Source organism: Jeotgalibacillus proteolyticus (genome assembly GCF_002926065.1).
GTDB classification, from domain to species: domain Bacteria; phylum Bacillota; class Bacilli; order Bacillales; family Jeotgalibacillaceae; genus Jeotgalibacillus; species Jeotgalibacillus proteolyticus.
In genome coordinates, this window is record NZ_PREZ01000007.1 from 13,343 (window position 1) to 31,041 (window position 17,699).

The 17,699-nt window shown below is 42.2% G+C and carries 15 protein-coding genes; 2 read left to right on the forward strand and 13 right to left on the reverse strand.

Annotated elements, in window-relative coordinates; genetic code table 11:
* Nucleotides 1–386 precede the first annotated feature (386 nt).
* The 7 genes from nadE to C4B60_RS17030 form a co-directional block, all read right to left on the reverse strand.
* Nucleotides 387–1,214 carry an ammonia-dependent NAD(+) synthetase gene (gene nadE / locus C4B60_RS17000; RefSeq protein ID WP_104059235.1) on the reverse strand — a complete coding sequence of 276 codons (828 nt, stop codon included), beginning with the start codon at nucleotides 1,212–1,214 and terminating at the stop codon, nucleotides 387–389.
* A gap of 37 nt (nucleotides 1,215–1,251) precedes the next feature.
* On the reverse strand, nucleotides 1,252–2,724 hold the full coding sequence (locus C4B60_RS17005; RefSeq protein ID WP_104059236.1) for a nicotinate phosphoribosyltransferase: 1,473 nt from the start codon (nucleotides 2,722–2,724) through the stop codon (nucleotides 1,252–1,254).
* Nucleotides 2,725–2,747: 23 nt separating this feature from the next.
* On the reverse strand, nucleotides 2,748–3,296 hold the full coding sequence (locus C4B60_RS17010; protein ID WP_104059237.1) for a cysteine hydrolase family protein: 549 nt from the start codon (nucleotides 3,294–3,296) through the stop codon (nucleotides 2,748–2,750).
* Nucleotides 3,297–3,443: 147 nt separating this feature from the next.
* Nucleotides 3,444–4,763, reverse strand: coding sequence for a short-chain fatty acid transporter (locus tag C4B60_RS17015; RefSeq protein WP_104059238.1), 1,320 nt, complete (start codon nucleotides 4,761–4,763; stop codon nucleotides 3,444–3,446).
* A 216-nt stretch (nucleotides 4,764–4,979) separates the two neighbouring features.
* Nucleotides 4,980–6,005, reverse strand: coding sequence for an STAS domain-containing protein (locus C4B60_RS17020; RefSeq protein WP_104059239.1), 1,026 nt, complete (start codon nucleotides 6,003–6,005; stop codon nucleotides 4,980–4,982).
* Nucleotides 6,006–6,125: 120 nt separating this feature from the next.
* Complete coding sequence (locus C4B60_RS17025; RefSeq protein ID WP_135122138.1) at nucleotides 6,126–6,848, reverse strand: YqjF family protein; 723 nt, start codon at nucleotides 6,846–6,848, stop codon at nucleotides 6,126–6,128.
* Between the two features lie 191 nt (nucleotides 6,849–7,039).
* Complete coding sequence (locus C4B60_RS17030) at nucleotides 7,040–10,219, reverse strand: bifunctional cytochrome P450/NADPH--P450 reductase (RefSeq protein ID WP_104059423.1); 3,180 nt, start codon at nucleotides 10,217–10,219, stop codon at nucleotides 7,040–7,042.
* A gap of 148 nt (nucleotides 10,220–10,367) precedes the next feature.
* On the opposite strand from C4B60_RS17030, the gene C4B60_RS17035 reads away from it, so the two are divergent.
* Together C4B60_RS17035 and C4B60_RS17040 are read left to right on the forward strand one after the other, a co-directional pair.
* The gene (locus C4B60_RS17035; protein ID WP_167578693.1) at nucleotides 10,368–10,802 is read left to right on the forward strand and encodes a MarR family winged helix-turn-helix transcriptional regulator; all 435 of its coding nucleotides are present in this window, start codon (nucleotides 10,368–10,370) and stop codon (nucleotides 10,800–10,802) included.
* Nucleotides 10,803–10,835: 33 nt separating this feature from the next.
* On the forward strand, nucleotides 10,836–11,807 hold the full coding sequence (locus C4B60_RS17040) for an NAD(P)/FAD-dependent oxidoreductase (protein WP_104059242.1): 972 nt from the start codon (nucleotides 10,836–10,838) through the stop codon (nucleotides 11,805–11,807).
* A 320-nt stretch (nucleotides 11,808–12,127) separates the two neighbouring features.
* Here the strand turns inward: C4B60_RS17040 and C4B60_RS17045 are convergent, their stop codons facing one another.
* The 6 genes from C4B60_RS17045 to C4B60_RS17070 form a co-directional block, all read right to left on the reverse strand.
* The gene (locus C4B60_RS17045; RefSeq protein WP_104059243.1) at nucleotides 12,128–13,192 is read right to left on the reverse strand and encodes a C45 family autoproteolytic acyltransferase/hydrolase; all 1,065 of its coding nucleotides are present in this window, start codon (nucleotides 13,190–13,192) and stop codon (nucleotides 12,128–12,130) included.
* A 206-nt stretch (nucleotides 13,193–13,398) separates the two neighbouring features.
* Nucleotides 13,399–13,869, reverse strand: coding sequence for a hypothetical protein (locus C4B60_RS17050; protein WP_104059244.1), 471 nt, complete (start codon nucleotides 13,867–13,869; stop codon nucleotides 13,399–13,401).
* Nucleotides 13,870–14,042: 173 nt separating this feature from the next.
* Nucleotides 14,043–14,651, reverse strand: coding sequence for a flavin reductase family protein (locus tag C4B60_RS17055; protein ID WP_104059245.1), 609 nt, complete (start codon nucleotides 14,649–14,651; stop codon nucleotides 14,043–14,045).
* A gap of 19 nt (nucleotides 14,652–14,670) precedes the next feature.
* Nucleotides 14,671–15,903 carry an MFS transporter gene (locus tag C4B60_RS17060; RefSeq protein ID WP_104059246.1) on the reverse strand — a complete coding sequence of 411 codons (1,233 nt, stop codon included), beginning with the start codon at nucleotides 15,901–15,903 and terminating at the stop codon, nucleotides 14,671–14,673.
* A 27-nt stretch (nucleotides 15,904–15,930) separates the two neighbouring features.
* Nucleotides 15,931–17,433 carry a sodium:solute symporter family protein gene (locus C4B60_RS17065; RefSeq protein WP_104059247.1) on the reverse strand — a complete coding sequence of 501 codons (1,503 nt, stop codon included), beginning with the start codon at nucleotides 17,431–17,433 and terminating at the stop codon, nucleotides 15,931–15,933.
* 20 nt (nucleotides 17,434–17,453) lie between these two features.
* On the reverse strand, nucleotides 17,454–17,696 hold the full coding sequence (locus tag C4B60_RS17070) for a hypothetical protein (protein ID WP_104059248.1): 243 nt from the start codon (nucleotides 17,694–17,696) through the stop codon (nucleotides 17,454–17,456).
* Nucleotides 17,697–17,699: the final 3 nt, after the last annotated feature.

Genomic DNA, 17,699 nt, shown 5'->3' on the forward strand with positions numbered 1-17,699 from the left:
AGAAAAGCGGAAGCGGCTGTTCAGCTCCGACAAGTTTAAGACGGGCTGGCAGGCTGACGCTTTTTGTCAGCAAGTCAGCCTGGCTTAAAACCTCGAGGAGCTAGCCGCTGCAGCTGGACATCAAGAAAAGCGGAAGTGCCCGGTTAGCTCCGACAAGCACAAGGCAGTTCACGAGGAGGGCGTTCTTTACCACCGCAGTGAAATGACTTGTGACCTCGAGGAGTTAGCCGCATATGTAATCTAATAAAAACAAAAACCTGATCAAATAAAGGGCTGCCCCTTTTTTCGATCAGGTTTTCCAATGTGTTCATAGGGAAGGTATGAACAACAAAAGGGGATGTCCCATTTATTGCCTCTATCTCCACTATTTAATCAACAATTCTAAATTATTTCCAAAAATCATCAAAAAGCGTAACTGCCATATTGCGTTTATGCTGTGTAGCTAAATAATGCTTTTCGATTGTTTTTTGCGCTTCCTCGCTCACCTGTCTATTCTCTAAATAATCATCGATCTGTTCATACGTAACACCGAGCGCTTCTTCATCTGAAAGCTGTGGACGATCTTCTTCTAAATCAGCAGTCGGCATCTTCGTATATAAATGCTCCGGACATCCAAGCTCTTTTAGCAGCTGTTTCCCCTGGCGCTTATTTAGGCGGAATAACGGAAGAATATCAGCTCCGCCATCTCCATGCTTCGTATAAAAGCCGGTAACCGCTTCTGCTGCATGGTCTGTTCCGAGCACTACTGCACTATTCACGGCAGCGACAGAATACTGAACCTTCATTCGCTCGCGGGCTTTTTCATTACCTTTAATAAAATCAGAAATCGAAATCCCTGCTTCTTTTAACGAATTCACACTCTGATCTACTGCAGGTTTAATGTCAACGATTACCACCTCGTCTGCTTCAATAAAGGAAATCGCATCCTGACAGTCCTGCTCATCCTCTTGAACACCATAAGGAAGTCTGATAGCGGTGAAGGTATACTTCTTTTCGCCTGCTTCATCATTTAATTCATGAACAGCCATTTGGGCAAGCTTACCGGCAAGGGTTGAGTCCTGGCCGCCTGAAATCCCCAGAACATACCCTTTTAGAAAGGAATGCTTTTGCATATATTCCTTTAAAAAACCCACACTTTTCCTGATTTCCTGCTTTGGATCAATCGTCGGCTGGACATACATTTCTTCAATAATCTGCTGCTGCAGTGTTGCCATTTTTCAATCACCTCAATATAAATTTTAATGATAAACTTTAAAACCCCGCTCTGGCATTGCGAATAGACTGCTTGACTTCCTGAATATTCCGCATCTTGTTGTCCCAGCATAGCTGGCTGAGGTCTACCGGGTATTCTTCCGGATTCATTGAACGCTTGTACTCGTCCCAAAGCAATTCAAGATTTTCAGTTACATAGGCCTTAATTTCTTCTATCGGCGGAGTGGTGTAACACTGTTTTCCGCCTTCAATCACAACCTGATGAAGATCTCTTGCTTCAAAATTAGTGACGAATTTTGTAACGAAGGTATGAACCGGATGGAACATTTTCAAATGATCTTCTTCCTGAGGGTTTTCCCCTTCAAGCGTAATGTAATCCCCTTCGGATTTATTATTTGAATTATTAATAATCCGGTAAACACGCTTGATTCCTGGAGTGGTAACCTTTTCAGCGTTGCTTGAAATTTTTATCGTATCGGTCATTTCACCCTCGCTGTTCTCAATCGACACCAGCTTGTAAACGCCGCCTAAAGCAGGCTGATCGTACGCGGTAATCAGTTTCGTGCCGATCCCCCACACATCTACCACTGCTCCCTGAGCCTTCAAGTTAAGAATGGTATACTCGTCCAAATCATTTGAAGCAATGATTTTAGTATCGTGGAAGCCTGCTTCATCAAGCAATTTCCGGGTTTCCTTTGATAAATAAGCAATATCCCCGCTATCCAGTCTGACACCGGCAAAATTGATTTCATCTCCAAGCTCTTTCGCCACCCGGATCGCCACCGGCACACCTGAACGTAACGTATCATAGGTATCCACTAAAAATACGCAGTTCTTATGTCTTCTTGCGTATTTTTTAAAGGCCGTATACTCATCTCGGTATGCTTGAACCATTGCATGAGAATGAGTCCCGGCAACCGGGAGATCAAACATTTTACCGGCCCGGACATTGCTCGTTGCATGAAAACCGCCGATAAAGGCCGCTCGCGTGCCCCAGATGGCTGCATCGAGCTCATGAGCTCTTCTGGTGCCGAATTCCATCAGCGTTTCATTCCCTACTACCTGCTTAATTCTTGAAGCTTTAGTGGCAATCAGGGTTTGGTAATTCACAATATTTAACAGGGCTGTTTCGATAAGCTGTGCTTCAATAATCGGCGCTTCAACGCGCATAATCGGTTCGTTGCCGAAAACCAGTTCTCCTTCACGCATGGATCGGACTGTCCCGGTAAACCGGAGATCCTTTAAAAAAGCGACAAAGTCTTTTTTATAACCCAGCTCAAATTCCAGGTATTCAAGGTCGCTTTCTGAAAATCGAAAATCATTTAAGAAATTGAGGCATCTTTCAAGCCCTGCAAAGACGGCGTAGCCATTACCAAAGGGAAGTGTTCTGAAGTAAAGCTCGAATACTGCCTTTCTTTCATGCATGCCATCTTCCCAGTATGTTTCAGCCATATTAATTTGGTACAAATCAGTATGTAGCATTAAGCTGTCATCTTGAAAACCCTTATTCATTGCATTAGCTCCTTAATTAAATACTAGATTACCTCTGCTCCAAGCGAGGAAGTAAAGTGCTGAAGTGACCAGTGATGGCCTGCTGGATTAAAGCTTGCTACCGCATCCTGGTAGACAACAATTTTAAACCCCTTGTTATAAGCATCTACAGCTGTATGAAGGACACAAATATCTGTACAGACCCCTACTAAATGAAGCTCACTGATATTACGTTCTCTTAGCTTTTGTTCAAGATTTGTTCCTGAAAAAGCACTGTACCGTGTTTTATCCAAATACCATACATTCTCATCTTTCTGAATCATATCATATAGTTCCTGAAGTGAACCATAGAGATCCCGGCCGGCTGTGCCTTTCAGATTATGAGGGGGAAATAATTTTGTCTCGGGATGATAATCGTCTCCTTCGTCATGAAGGTCGATCGCAAAAACGACTAAATCTCCATTTTCATGAAACTGTTTTGTCAGCTCAGTGATGCGGTGTTCAATCTCCTGACCGGGAACACCGCAGGTCAGCGCTCCGTTTTCAGCTACAAAATCATTGGTGTAATCAATGTTAATCAATGCTCTTTTCATCCACCATCCCCCTAAGGTTTTGACTAATTTACTAACATTTTACTCTTACCGCCTGTCTGGTACAAGCTTCTTGGCTGATTACGATGCTAAAGCACTCCATTTAAAAAGAAACAGCCTTCACGAATGCTCGTGAAGGCTTACTATTTTTTACAAAAAGACTAGTCCAAGTCCGATCACCGCTCCACTGACAAATAATACGATAAGACAAAAGCCCATGATATCCTTTGCCTTTAACCCTGCTATCGCCAGAGCCGGCAGCGCCCAAAACGGCTGAATCATATTGGTCCAGGCGTCTCCCCAGGCTACAGCCATTGCTATTTTTCCGGGATCTGACCCGAGCATGAGAGCAGCGTCGAGCATAATTGGCCCCTGTACAGCCCATTGTCCTCCACCTGAGGGCACGAAGAAATTTACGATTCCGGCACTTAAAAACGCAAAGAGCGGAAAGGTTGTCTCAGTGGACATGTTAACAAAAGCATTGGACATCATTTCAGCAAGTCCGGAATCTGTCATCATCCCCATGATTCCTGCATAAAAAGGGAATTGAATAATAATGCCGCCTGCTCCTTTAACCGCATTTTGTACGGCAATTAAGTAATTTTTAGGCGTTCCATGGAAAAGGATGCCTAGGAATAGGAATAAGAAGTTCACAATATCTAAGGTTAGGGCAAAGCCGTTTTGAGTGAAATAATACACTAAAAAGGCAATTCCCAATAACCCAATGATCATAGAAAGAATCCAGCTTCCCTCCAGTTTTTCAGCAGGAGTTAATGTAGAACGGTCTGCCGGTGCCTCCGCTGGCTCTTCCTTAATCATTTCAGGATTCACTGTCACCGTCTCTTCTTTTTTGGGCATCATCAGCCGATTTAAAATAGGCAGGATAATGATGAGTGCAAGAATAATAATTAAATTATAGCTCGCAAAAATGGTCTGGCCTGTTGGGATGATTCCGATTTTATCAAAGAAGGGGTGACCGTCCGTCGCTATTGAAAGCGGGATTGAGCCTGAAAACCCAGCATGCCAGATAATAAACCCTGAGTAAGCGCTTGCGATCAACAGGCGGTAATCAACATTTGCAACACGCTTAGCAAGCTCCTTTGCAAATAATGCTCCAATGACTAATCCAAATCCCCAATTAATCCAGCTTGCAGCGATAGAAACAAGAGTTACCCATATGATCGCGCTTCCCGGTGAGCTGGCGAAGCTTGCAAGCTTTCCGAGACCTTTCTTAAAAATAGGTGAACTTGCCAGAACAAAGCCTGTAACTAATACAAGCACCATCTGCATGGAAAAGGCCAGCAGACCCCAGAAGCCTCCACCCCAATGCGCAACCATTTCAACCGGAGATGAACCTGTTAAGCCAAGACCCAGACCAAAAACAACTAATGTTAAAATTCCTACAAACAAAAACGGGTCTGGCAAATACCGTTCCATCAATGAATTTGAAAAACGTATAGCCCCTTTCATCTCAACCACCTCATTTAATTTCTTATTAGGTCTACACTACAGCTTTCGACAAATATTTTGAAAACCCTTTCATTTGTCAGAAAAATAAAAAACCCGAATCCCCGATCGAAAAATATTCAAAAAAAAAAGCAGCTGAGACAACTGTCTCAACGGCTTTAGTTCGTTTCTAAATAGGTCCCACAACCCGGTAAATGAAGATAAGCTTAGGTAAAAATATTAAACAATGCTTCTTCCAAGCTGACTAAGCGCATAGTGAATACCATGCTGAAGCGTCTGGAAGCAGTCAAACTTTGATAGATCAATGTCAGACTCTGATATAACCATGCTTAATTCTGCGGATATTCCCACGAGTACCGTCTTTGTACCGATTAAGGCAGAGGCAGAGCCTATTTTTTCAATAAGACTTGCCGTATGCTGACTAATATCTTTATTTAATCCTGTAAGATCCAAAATAAGATAGCTTGCTTTATAAGCCGGCAGATTTGTGAGTGTTTTATAAACGAGCTCTTCGGAACGCTCTTCATCATATTTACCCAGTAAAGGTACGACTACCACCTCGTCTAGCACAGGGATGATCGGTGAAGAAAGTTCTTTAATAAGCGTTTTTAATTCTCTCGTTTTATCTTCCACCAATGCTTCTAACTGGAGAATCTGTTCAGACTCTCTCTTTCTTGCAAGCTGATGAATATTTTCAGCCACCGTTACCTCAGAAGGAAAGTATTCTACTTCTGTATAGTCATATCCTTTAAGCTGATCATGCTTAACCTTATACCAGATATTTGTGCCAAACATGGCAGTAAAAATTCCAGCATAATGCGCAGGAAGATAAGAGCCGCCCACTGTTTTCCCCTGGTTTTTATTAATCTTATGCTCCCAGCTGTCCTTTAATAATGCAGTGAGGGTCATTGTTTCATAGTTTAAATCTTTAATGATCGTATTACCCCAGCCTGCAGATGCATAGGTGTTAGTGATCAACTTCGCAGCTGTTTCCACGTCAACATCCTTCATCTTTTCAAAGTATTCCCCTACAACAAGTCCCTGCCTGAATCCGGTTGCTTCAAAAACAAGACTGGAGGATTCCTTGCCCGATATCTCTTCTATCGTGTCAAAAAAAGTGCCCATCGCACTTGAAATCCAAAAAAGAACAGCATCTTCCCCTTCAAAGATGAATTGACCTTTTTCAATATTCCATCCAAATTGCAATCCGCCTACATTAACACTTTCTGTCAGTTTTTGCGCCATTTATCTCACCTATATAGTAAATTTTTTTATCAAATAGAATCATCTTGTTCATCATACCAATTATCGACAAAAATAACTAGAATCAGCCTTTCTTATCCAAAGAAACTTTCTATCAAACACTTAAGGAGATTTTCTTAACCTCCAGAATAAAACTCTTTTTGATTCGGCGTAATGCATAAGAGGCTGCTTGGGAAGCTCTTCTCCTGGCAGAAATGGCACGAGCTGATGTGAAGAGATTTCAGCCTTAACCTCACTGACTTCCCATCTTTTATGATGAATTCCTAAACAAAACAGCTGCCCTTTTTTATATGACCAAAGATAATACCGCTCAAGCAGCCAAAAGTCCAGGCCGTCTTTTTTCGGAAAATAAGGGGCTGAATCACGACGGTAGCTGCCCTTTAAGGCAGCACCTGACACATCCTTCCTTATGCTTTCGAAATAAAACCGTCCATTATCCTGCTGCATTTTCATTTTGGCATAATAATAAGGCAGCGTCCCGGCTCTTGCTCCTAAAACAGCTGCCATTTTGTCTGCATCCAGGCTAAAAAAATAAATGCCGGTGCGCCCTTTCCTTTTAACATAGGTTCTTACATTTAATTCAAGATAGGTATTTAAATAAGGAAAAGGAGGAAGATAGCGAAGGCGCATATCGCTTACCTTAAACGGGATAACAGTAATCCAGGCTTGACCTTTAAACGTGTCTATTTCAAGCTCCTTTGGAACAAGTTCCTGAAGGCGTTCCTTTAAAACAGGATAATGCATAAATAATAGATGCTCCCATCGCTGTGTCAAAAGCCATGGCCCTTTAGGTAATGGAGAATTCCTGTGTTCTATGGACTTCATGATATCCTTATACAAGTAAATCACTCCCTTTTTTAAAAAACGGGTAATTTTTATTATCTACTTTATGTATTTTCCACTCCCTTCCTTGTTTAATCTTTTCGTGAATTTAAAAAGAAAGATAAAAAGTCAGTGGGCACCATCATCCGTTGATAGCGCCCACTGATCTTTTGTATATTATTTATGTTTGTTTTTTACACACCTGCCCAGACATCCTTTGCAAAACGTCCCTCTTCTTCAAGTGTTTTTAGCCATTCAGCAGACTCTTCTGACCCTGCATTCCGCACCTTCTGATAAGCTTCTCTGATAGCTTTTTCAACATCAACGGCCATTCTCGAACCGTCTCCGCATATATAAAGCCTTCCTCCATCCTCAAGAAGGGTAATTAATTTCTCTCTATGCTGAGCCATTAAATGCTGGACGTACGTTTTACCATCATTTTCATGTCGTGAATAAGCAGTATTTAACGTGACGATCCCATTTTTCTCATAGGATTCAAGCTCCTCTTTGTAAAGATGATCTGATTCATTTCTGCAGCCAAAGTAAAGATGTGCTTCGCCAAGCGCTTCCCCATTCTGTTTAAGCTGCTCCCGCGCCTGAAGAAATCCCCGGAATGGGGCGATTCCGGTACCGGGTCCGACCATTATAATGGGTGTGGCAGGATCATCCGGGAGCTGAAAATGAGTTTCAGGAGTTCTGATAAAAAGCTGAACCTCATCTCCTTCATGTAAGCCTGCCAAATAATTGGTAGCTACTCCGAAATAGTCACTTTTTCCGCTCCAGGCAGGGCCGCGCACAACACTAACGGTAATACTTGCCTGATGTTTGTTTTTTCGCGGTGAGCTTGAAATAGAATAATACCGCGGCTTAAGCGGTCGTAAAAGCATTAAAAACCGTTCAAAAGGCATTTCGCAAGCCATATACTTTTCAAGAAGGTCCAGCATTGAAACCCGCTTAGACAAAATTTCTTTTTTATATGTCTCTTCCTCTGTAAGCTGTTCAAGCTCATGCTTATGCGGCGGACATACGGTATAAGCTGCTATTTCCTTTATTTGCGAACGGGATGCGGCATCCTGCAGCTCCACACTTCTTTGTAAAAGCGTTGATATATTCACTGGCCGATCGAGTGGAAAATGTGCCGTGCTCCGCCCGCTTCCTGATAAAATAAGCTGTTCTCTTCCATTAAGATGAAACCTTTTAAGGACACGGGAAACTGCCAGGTCACTATTTTGAGGCAGAACACCCAGATGATCCCCTTCCTGATAGGTGGTATCCTCAGGCAGCCGAATTTCAAGATGGCGGGTGTTTCTCCCGCTATTTTGAAGCTGCAGCTCACTGTTCTCAGCAACCCAACCACTTACTGCATTGTACGTACGGCCTAAAGGTGATTCTTCATAGCCGCTGACAATTTCTACATGTAAGGTGCTGCTGTCTTTTTTATCAGAAACATCCTGCTCCAGATTAAACGTTTCAATGGCATTTGCCCAAAGCTTTTCTTTCCAGCTGTCAAATTGCTCCTCGAAATCTCCGCTTGCGTCTCCTTCTCCGCGCTCAATAAAACGTTTAGCACCCTTTGCAGAGAACTGTTCGTCAATTTGCCTCGGAATATCCTGATACGTGCTTGCCCAATTTTGATCACCACATCCGAATACAGCATACTGTATGCCATTAAGTTCATCTAACCTGAGTTCATTCAGCCACTCTACAAATTTCCCTGCATTTCTTGGCGGTTTCCCGTTATAGGAGGAAGTCACAATGATAACAGCTCCCTCATTCGGCAGATTGCCTGCCCGGTCATTAAGAGAGGCGACTTCTGTTTGAATTCCACGTGATCCCGCCAATTCTCCAAGCTCATATGCTACTCCTTCAGCCGTCCCCATATCCGATCCATAAAGTAGAAGCAGTGAGAGGTTTTCAGCTCCTTTAACAGCAGAAGACATGGGAGAGTCTTTTTGCTGCGGTTTTTCTTCCTGCTGAGAACCTGCAAAAACCAGGCTGGTCTTTTTCTTTTCCCTTGGCTCCGCCTTTATATGAAAATCTCCCGGCTTTAGCGTTAATGTTTGTTTAATATCAAGCTCATAATCCGAGTGATCAATTAATCTAAATTGCTTTAAAATCATGCCGAGCACGAGGGTTGCTTCATGGAGCGCAAACTGCATTCCAATGCATGCCCGCTGCCCATTCCCAAAGGGCTTGTAGGCATCACGTGGAATACTTTTGGGATCCTCAAAGCGTTCAGGAACAAAGCTCTCGGCATTCTCTCCCCAGGCATCTTTATCCCGGTGCAGCTGAGGAATCAGGACCGTAACCCTCTCTCCTTTTTTGACAGGATATTTACCGCCAATGACAGTATCCTGTTTTGGATTCAAACTAAATGCAGGAGCTGTCGGCCAAAGGCGCAGCGACTCATTTAAAATCATCCGGATATAGTTAAGCTGTGTAACCTCTTTATATGAAGGTGCATCCGATGAAAACACCCTGTCGACCTCTTCATATGCCTTTTCAAGTTTTTCTGGATTTTTAATCAAATAATAAATTGCAAAGGACAACATCCCGCTTGTTGTTTCATGCCCTGCAATTAAAAAGGTGATAATCTGAAAGCGGATATTCTCATCATCCAGCATTTCACCAGTGTCAGGATCAGCTGTGTTTAGCATGCGGGAAAGCAGATCTTTAAATTCTTCCTCATCATTATCTTTTCTTTCAGCTATCAATCGATCGACTAATGAATACATCTCTTTAATATCCTGTTGAAATTGCCGTTTCGTTTTTACCATCAGCTTATCCTGAATATCAAGCCGCTGCATTTGGTGCATCGCATCGTCGAGCGCCCGTACCATGCTGGTGATAAATGGATGAGGTGTATCACGATAATAGCTGTTAAAACGGTAATTAAAACCGCATAGGCCAATCGTGTCCAACGTTAGTCTGGTCATATCATCCGGCACATCGATTGTTTCATTTCGATTGAGCCGTGCCCATTTTTGAACGAGCTGGGAAGCAATATCTACCATCATCAAATGGTAATCCTTCATTGCACGCTGGCTAAAAGTAGGCATGAGGATATTGTGTGCCTTTTTCCAATTTGGCTCATTTGTTCTGCTGGTAAAGAGTCCATCGCCTGAAAAGGCACGAACTTTTTCCAGCGCTCCTTCAATGCTTTTATCAAACCTGGATTCATCACAAACCTCAGCCGCCAGTTCAGGATTTGAAATCATAATGGCTGAAGCTGAAGGGGTTTCAAATCTAAAAATACCTCCATGCTCCTCGGCCAGTTTACAAAGTGACAATGTAGGCTTATCCTTATTAATTAAAGGCAGATTACCAAGCGGTCCATACGTTTTTGGCTGTGGGATTGATTGTTTAGTATTCATATCTAACATCCTCTCTCCTATGTTGAAGCTAAAATTTTCTTAGCCTGGTCAAAAACCTTAATCTCTTAATCAATAGGAATAAAAAAATGCCATCAACAATAATTAGTTCATGGCATGTACAATACATTATAGTTTAGGGTGTGTACTAATGTCAAAAGAAATGACAAAAGCTTTTATTCAATTCAGTGAAGCTATATGGAGTATTAATGCATATGTAGGCGGGATCATGGCGCAGGACGCTGAACTGAAGCCGTATTCAACCCAGCAGCTTCAAACACTGCGGATCATCAACGAACACCCCGACATCTCCCAGGGGGAAATCGCTGCTATTCAAGGCGTCTTTAAAACAGCCATATCAAACCGCATAAAAAAACTTGAGCAAAACAGTCTGATCATCATTGACTCCGGCCGTGATAAAAGAGAACGCAGTGTTAAAATCACTGAAAAAGGAATAAAACTTATTGAAAAAAGTGAAGCGATCATTTTTGGTCATTTAAATGAACTTCTTCATACAGAATTCAGCGATGAGGAAATAGTTACTTTTACCCGACAACTTGATCGGATTAACAGTCTATTGAAATAAGTACATATTTAGACAAACGGAGGGTTCATTCCTATGAATATTTCTATTGTGGGTGCAGGAGTAAGCGGGATTTTTGCAGCTAAAACGCTCGTTGAGCTTGGTCATCACTCAACTATTATTGAAAAGAAAAGCAGCATAGGCGGTAGAATGGCTACCCATCCTATTGGCAATGGACATGCAGACAGCGGTGCTCAGTTTTTTACTGTACGCTCAAAGGAATTGAGTGCCTTAACTGACGAATGGCTCGAAAGCGGCTTGGTGAAGAAATGGTTTGGAGACGATTTTCCAAGATATACAGGAATAAACGGCATGGGTCCTTTTATCAAAAGCCTTTCAGAGGATTTGGAGATTTCACTTAATGAGCAGGTGACTTTTTTATCATTCGATCAGGAGAGAGTCAATGTAATCTCTTCAATCAGAGAGTCTTTGTACGACGCTGTTATTCTGACTGCTCCTGTACCTCAATCGCTAAAGCTGCTGAAAAATTCTCCCGGGGTACTGTCTCCATCCAGTGAAAAGATTCTTTATGCTTCAGCTTTCAGACCCTGCCTTGTAGGACTCATTTCCTTAACAGAGACGCTTGAAATTGGTGAAAAGGGAATTATTTCTGAAAACCTTCCAGACGGAGTGGATAAAATCATTGCAAATGATCAAAAAGGGATATCTTCTACACCTGTTCTTTCTATTTATATGGATGCTGATTGGAGTGAAGCTCATTATAATCAAGTGGAAGAAAACATACTCGAGGAGATTATCTCTTCTTTAAACAAAATACTAAGTCCGAGGATCATTTCAAAGAAACTGCTGAAGCGTTGGCGTTATGCTGAAGCCGTTAATGTGTATCGCCAGCCTTTTCTTCGTTTAGACCAAAAACCCATTTTCCTCGCTGGTGACAGCTTCTTAACGAAAAATGACTCAAGTGGGCGGACCCGTGTGGAGAGCGCTATTTTATCAGGAATTTATACCGGAAGAGCCGTTCATCAGGAACTTTCCATAAACAAATAGTAAAAAGCTCGCTCTTTAAAAGCATTTCCCTTTATGCAAAAAGCCCGATAATACCGAAAATCAGTAAAAGAACAAAGATTCCAAGAATAGTTATGATGGAATAGAATAAGAATTTATTATTTTTAATCATTTGTATCCTCCTTATACATCTTTTATTCTCTCATTTTACCACTTTATGTATTTTAAGGTTGTTTTTAATTTACCTTTTTTTAGAAAAAGTCCGTTTCATAACAACCTGGCCCTGCAAAATCCCGACTTAATCGCAGTAAACCGGACGAAAAAGGCTGAGACATCCAATTGTCCCAACCTTCTTCTTAATTCTATTTACTTGTCCAATAAGCCCCTTCTTCCATATGAACGAAAGGAATATCTGTGTCCACCTGCCCGGACATTTGTTCAAGCGGGACTGTTTGACCATTAAGCCATTCTCCTAAATTAAGCTCTACCGGCTCCTGGTCCCCTCCGAGCGCAAACCAGGCCTTCATTTCTCCCGGTAAATAGCCTGATGTATGAATTGTGCCTGCCCAATTGGAATATTGCTTTGAAAAGACACCTTTTTCGGTACCGTTCATCAGCCGGAATGCCTCATAAGCAGAGCTTACGGTTTTTCGCTGGTTTGTAATAGCATTCATTCTCTTCATCGAATCATCAAGATGATTTCGGTTTTCTTCCGTCATGATTTCAAAATGATTGGTACACACATTAGATTGACGGACCTCGACTCCGCGCGGGGACGTTTCTACTACATAGGATTGATTGCTTTTATCAAATACTGTGTAGCTGAACGAATGCCTGTGCGGGATCTGCTTCAGCATATAAACCGCCTCTTCAGCAGTGGCGCAGGATTCCAGTATGAATCTTCCAATCGTACAGCAGATAAACCCATCTCTAGGCTTTTTCCGGTGCATAAAATTATAACCCATTGCAAGTCCATGCTCATTCATCCCGTCCATCCGTCCGGTGATGCGCTGAGTAGGACCAACTGTGGCATAGCCTGTATCTGTTGGCTGATAGAAGCAGTATCGTCCTTCATAGGTTTTTGGCATGTAATCATAATTTCTAATTAAATAACCGTCACCTGTCATAATTGAACAGCCGGAACGCTTATAATCGACCCGGTAGCCGCCAAACTCCATCATGACCTTTTCCATTGGCCAGTGCAGGGCATCACGAATACCGATAAGCTCCTCCCACACTCCTGGGGCAAAGTTTGTAATGGCTTCCTTAACTTCAGCTTCCTCCACTTTAAATCTTGGCTTTCTCACTCTCCACTGCTTTTCACGGTTCTTAACGGTGAGTGAATTTTTCAGCAGCTCTCCCTGCTTATATCCAAAGTCGTAATGAGTTCCTCTGAATTGAAGAATATCGCTATGTACGTGCTTCAAAGGTGAACGCCCCTTTTTGTTTTTGGCATTATGACGATTAGTTTAAGGGAATGGCTGGAAGGAGTAAAGGGTAGGGCGTTTTCTAATCAAAAAAATCCGTGATCATTTTAAACTGTCCCTTTTTAAGCGGAAAGTTAATTAAGGGGTTGAGACAACTGCGCGTCTCAACCCCTTTTATCCGGTTCACTGCGCTTCACGCGGACCCTCTATTTTTCTAATGCCTTTAGCATCTGTTTAACCGCACCCAGATGATAGGCAGAGTGAGCGAGGGACCCTAATACTTCATTTGTGTGTACGTCAATGGATTTAATTTTTTCAACCTCTCCCATTAGGAAGTCGTATTCTTTGTGAAGTTCAGCTTTTATTTTATTCCATTGTGCCTCATCTACTGAGTCGATTCTCCAGCTTTGCTCCCAGTTCATTTCAGGCAGCTTGTTCGTTTTCAGCAGCTCATTCGTTCCCCAGATATAATATCGGATGTGATCGATATGAGCCGCAGCTGTCGTGCCATTTACATCTTGAGACGCTTTTTCCGGTGAGAGATTTTCAAGGACCCCAAAAATACCGGAACTTGCCTCTCTATTTGTAAACGCAGTCTCCTTAACAGGAATGACCGGCCCTTCAAATGCTTCCCTAATCATTTTTTTAGCTGACAATACCATTGGATGAAGACTCATTACCATCCCCCCTGATTCTTTGTACCGCTCCTTTCATCATACCCTCAATTGATGTAAATAAATCCCTGCATAACGCAGGTTGCACCATTTGAAAAATGATTTTAAGATTAAAAAACAAAAAAGACCTGCCCAATATACAATAGGCAAATCTTTTAATAACGTTTTTTCTAAACTTATTTTAAGTCTTTGTTAGGCAGGGTGAAAAAATCGGCACTTTCGCTGTAATTCCCCGCTAGTCTTCCAAGAGGGCGAAGCTTTTCCAGGTTTATTTTATAATTGCCAGCATAAAATTCTTCATCTATATGATATAAAACCATTTCCCCTATAATTAAATAATCACTGCCCAAATTAATGATCTGATGTAATTTACACTCCATTTGAATAGGGGATTCCTTTACTCTTTTTGGTTTTACCAGCTCACTATCCACCGGCGTCAAACCTGCCAGTTCAAATTCATTCACATTGCTTGGAACATTCTCAGCGCTTTGTTGCATTTCATTTCCTAAAAATGTAGGGACGATATTGATGACGAATTCTTTTTGATTCTGAATATTGGTTAAGGTGTCTTTAATCGTTCCTTCCCGTTCCCCTACACCTGGACCAATTGAAATACAAAGCATTGGCGGCTGTCTTGAAGCAACCGTAAAAAAGCTGAATGGAGAAAGATTGAGCGTTTCGTCCTTTGAAATAGTTGAAACCCATGCGATGGGCCTAGGGACAACAGAACCGCTTAACAATTTATAGACCTGCTTTGGCTCGAGCTGAGCTGGATTAAATTTCATTGTTTTCCTCCCGGGTTCACTAATTGTTATTTTTCTTGGAAAGTAAGAGTAAAAAGAATAGGACAAGTCCCATAAAAGAAGAGATCGTTACCCAGCCGGTTGTGTAGCTGCCGGTCTGGTCCACCATAAATCCGAAAAATGGAGGAACCATGATGACGCCAAGTGACCCTACCATGATGCTGAATCCACTTGATAAACCTGCCTGTTCTTTAGGAACGAGCTCTGAGGCCAGGTTCATCCATATTCCATTAAAGCCTGAAACAGCAAAGCCAAAAACCATGACTATTGGAGCGATAGCCGTAAAAGACGTTCCTTCAGGGATAAAGGCAATCATTAAGCTTGCACCAGCAGTGAGAATGGCAATGAAAATAAGGATTATGACCCTTTTTCCATCAAATAAGCGATCGCTGATAATTCCCCATCCGATTCTGCCAAAGGAGCCGCTGACTTCAGAAATGACAAATAGAATTCCCGCCATAAATAAGCTAAGGCCAATTTTTTCATAAGCATACAGAACAATATACGTGTTTAAACACATTTGAGAGCCATTTAAAAACAATGCGCTAACGCTTACGTAGACTAATGGTTTATTTTTTGTCATTTTCAGCAGAGAAATATAAAAAGCTTTTATCGACTGATTAGGATCCTTCTCCTTTATTTTTACAGGATCTTTATAGTTAATATAAGCCAGACAGCCTGTAAATACCAGAGCTGCTGCTGCAAGTCCCAACACCGGGCGCCATCCATAGGACGCTGCCAGCGGGAGGAGCAGGAGACCGGCAAGGGCAGAACCAAGCGTGATCCCCATTTGCTTAATTCCCATTGCAGTCCCCCGCTGCCGTTGCTTAAACCAATAGATAATGCCTCTGTTTGACACCGGATGCATCGACCCGTATCCTGCCCCTGCTAAAACGATCAATACAATTAAAATCCAATAGCTCGCGTTCACCGTCAGAATAATGAAGCTAATTCCGGTTATAGCAGCAGCCATCATCAGAAGCAGTCTTGAACCGAGCCGGTCTACTAAAAAACCTGCAGGAATAGATGCCAGTGCCTGCCCAAGGAAGAGGGCAGCCGGCAGAATTCCGATTTGTGCTTTCGTCAACGAAAAGTCCTCTCCAATTAAAATCCCAAGCGGTCCGAGACTCCGACCGATAAACGCTACCATAATTTGAGTAATCAAAAGCCAAATAAGCATTTTCCAGGGGTTTATCCGATTAATCATCCCGGATGTTATGGACACTTCTTTCATAGATCATCATCTCTTTTACGTGAGCTTCTATGCTTCAATTTTTAATGAGGTCATTTCCTTTGCCTCTGATTCCTCAGCAGACGAAACGGATGCATAGTATGATCCTATTACTGCAACCAGGAAATTTAGAGCCAGACCTAAAACCCCGCCATGAACACCGTAAACGGTACTATTTCCTGTTAACGTCAGTAAGCCTGCTAAAAGCGCTCCAGAAAGCATTCCCCAGAATACAGGTATAGCTGAAAGTTTATTCCAATATAAACCCAGAATAAATGCAGGTGCAACCTGGACCAATAATTCAAACTTCAGCACGAATATTTGATATAAAGTCCCCGGAGGATTCCAGGCAAGCCAAAGTAAAAGAATAACCACAGCAATTCCGCTGTACTTTCCGACCATAACTTTTTTGTGTTCTGTTGCTTCAGGATTAATAAATTTGCCGTAGACATCATTGGACACCATAGAAGAAAAACTTAGCAGAACCGAATCCGCTGTTGAGACAATCGCAGCAACAATCGCACCAAAAAATAAAATCATAACCCAATAATAGAAAGGGTTAATAGCAGCAATTTCATTTGCCATCATCCCGACAAGCTGTTCAGAGCCACCGGTATCAAGTCCCGGGAACATCATGATGCCAATGATCCCTATAACAAATACAAGCCCTGTCGTAATGGGTGGCATCCAGGCAATTCTTGAAAACGATCTTTTTAAGATGCGTTCACTTTTTGCTGAGTAAATACGCTGAACGGCATGCGGATAAATAGCTGCTCCAAAGCCGACAAGCAATAGCATGCTTAGCCAGTTAACGGTTGCATCAGCCGGCGGCACTCCTACTTTTGCCGGTTCAGTACTTGCAATAAAGGTTGTAACACTGGCAAAATTCCCTCCAACTAAATACAAAGCACCAATTAGAAATACGATGATGCCTATCATAAGGACAATTCCCTGCATAACATCCGTAAAAGCGACCGCCTTCATTCCACCCATCCACTCATATGCAAGCATAACAACGACAAATGCGATCACAGCATATTGATAGGGAATCGTTCCCCCTGTCAGTCCTGCAACAGCCTGTCCGATCGCAACCAGCTGCTCAAGCAAATAATTTCCCAATCCCCAAAGCATTAAAAATATACTTAGAATGGTTACAGCCTTTGATTTAAACCGGTGCTGAATCCAATCTGTAGGTGTAACAAATTTTAGTCTTTTGGATATGACGTATAAGCGCGGGGCAAACATCAGATAGACACCTATAATAATAGTCATAAAGGAAATGGACTGCAGCCAGGTAAAGCCTGTCCGATACGCAGATGGAGCATATCCAATGATGGTATTACCACTGTATTGAGTAGCATACAAGGTAAAGAACAATGCAACAAAACCCAGATTTTTTCCGGCAAGATAATAACCTGACATACTTTTACTCAGGTTTTTACCTCTTCCTGCAAGGTAGCCGATTACCAGCATGATCACAGCATAGGAGGATAGAATAATAATTCCATCAACTCCTGCAAATGTTAGATTCATACGCTCTCCCTCCCCAACCATTAATCCTCATTTTCTTCAATGTCCTCAACAATATTCCACTGACTGACACATAACCAACTTAAATAACCGCAAAGTAACAATGAGAAAAACAAGGAAATCAGCGCCCAGTAAGGAAAGCCCAAAATGATAGGAACCTCAGTGCCTCTAGGAAAATACCAGGGGACAATTCCGAGCATTATAATAACAAGTCCTATCCAAATCCACTTTTTTCTGATTGGCTCTTTTGTTTGATCTTTACTCAATGC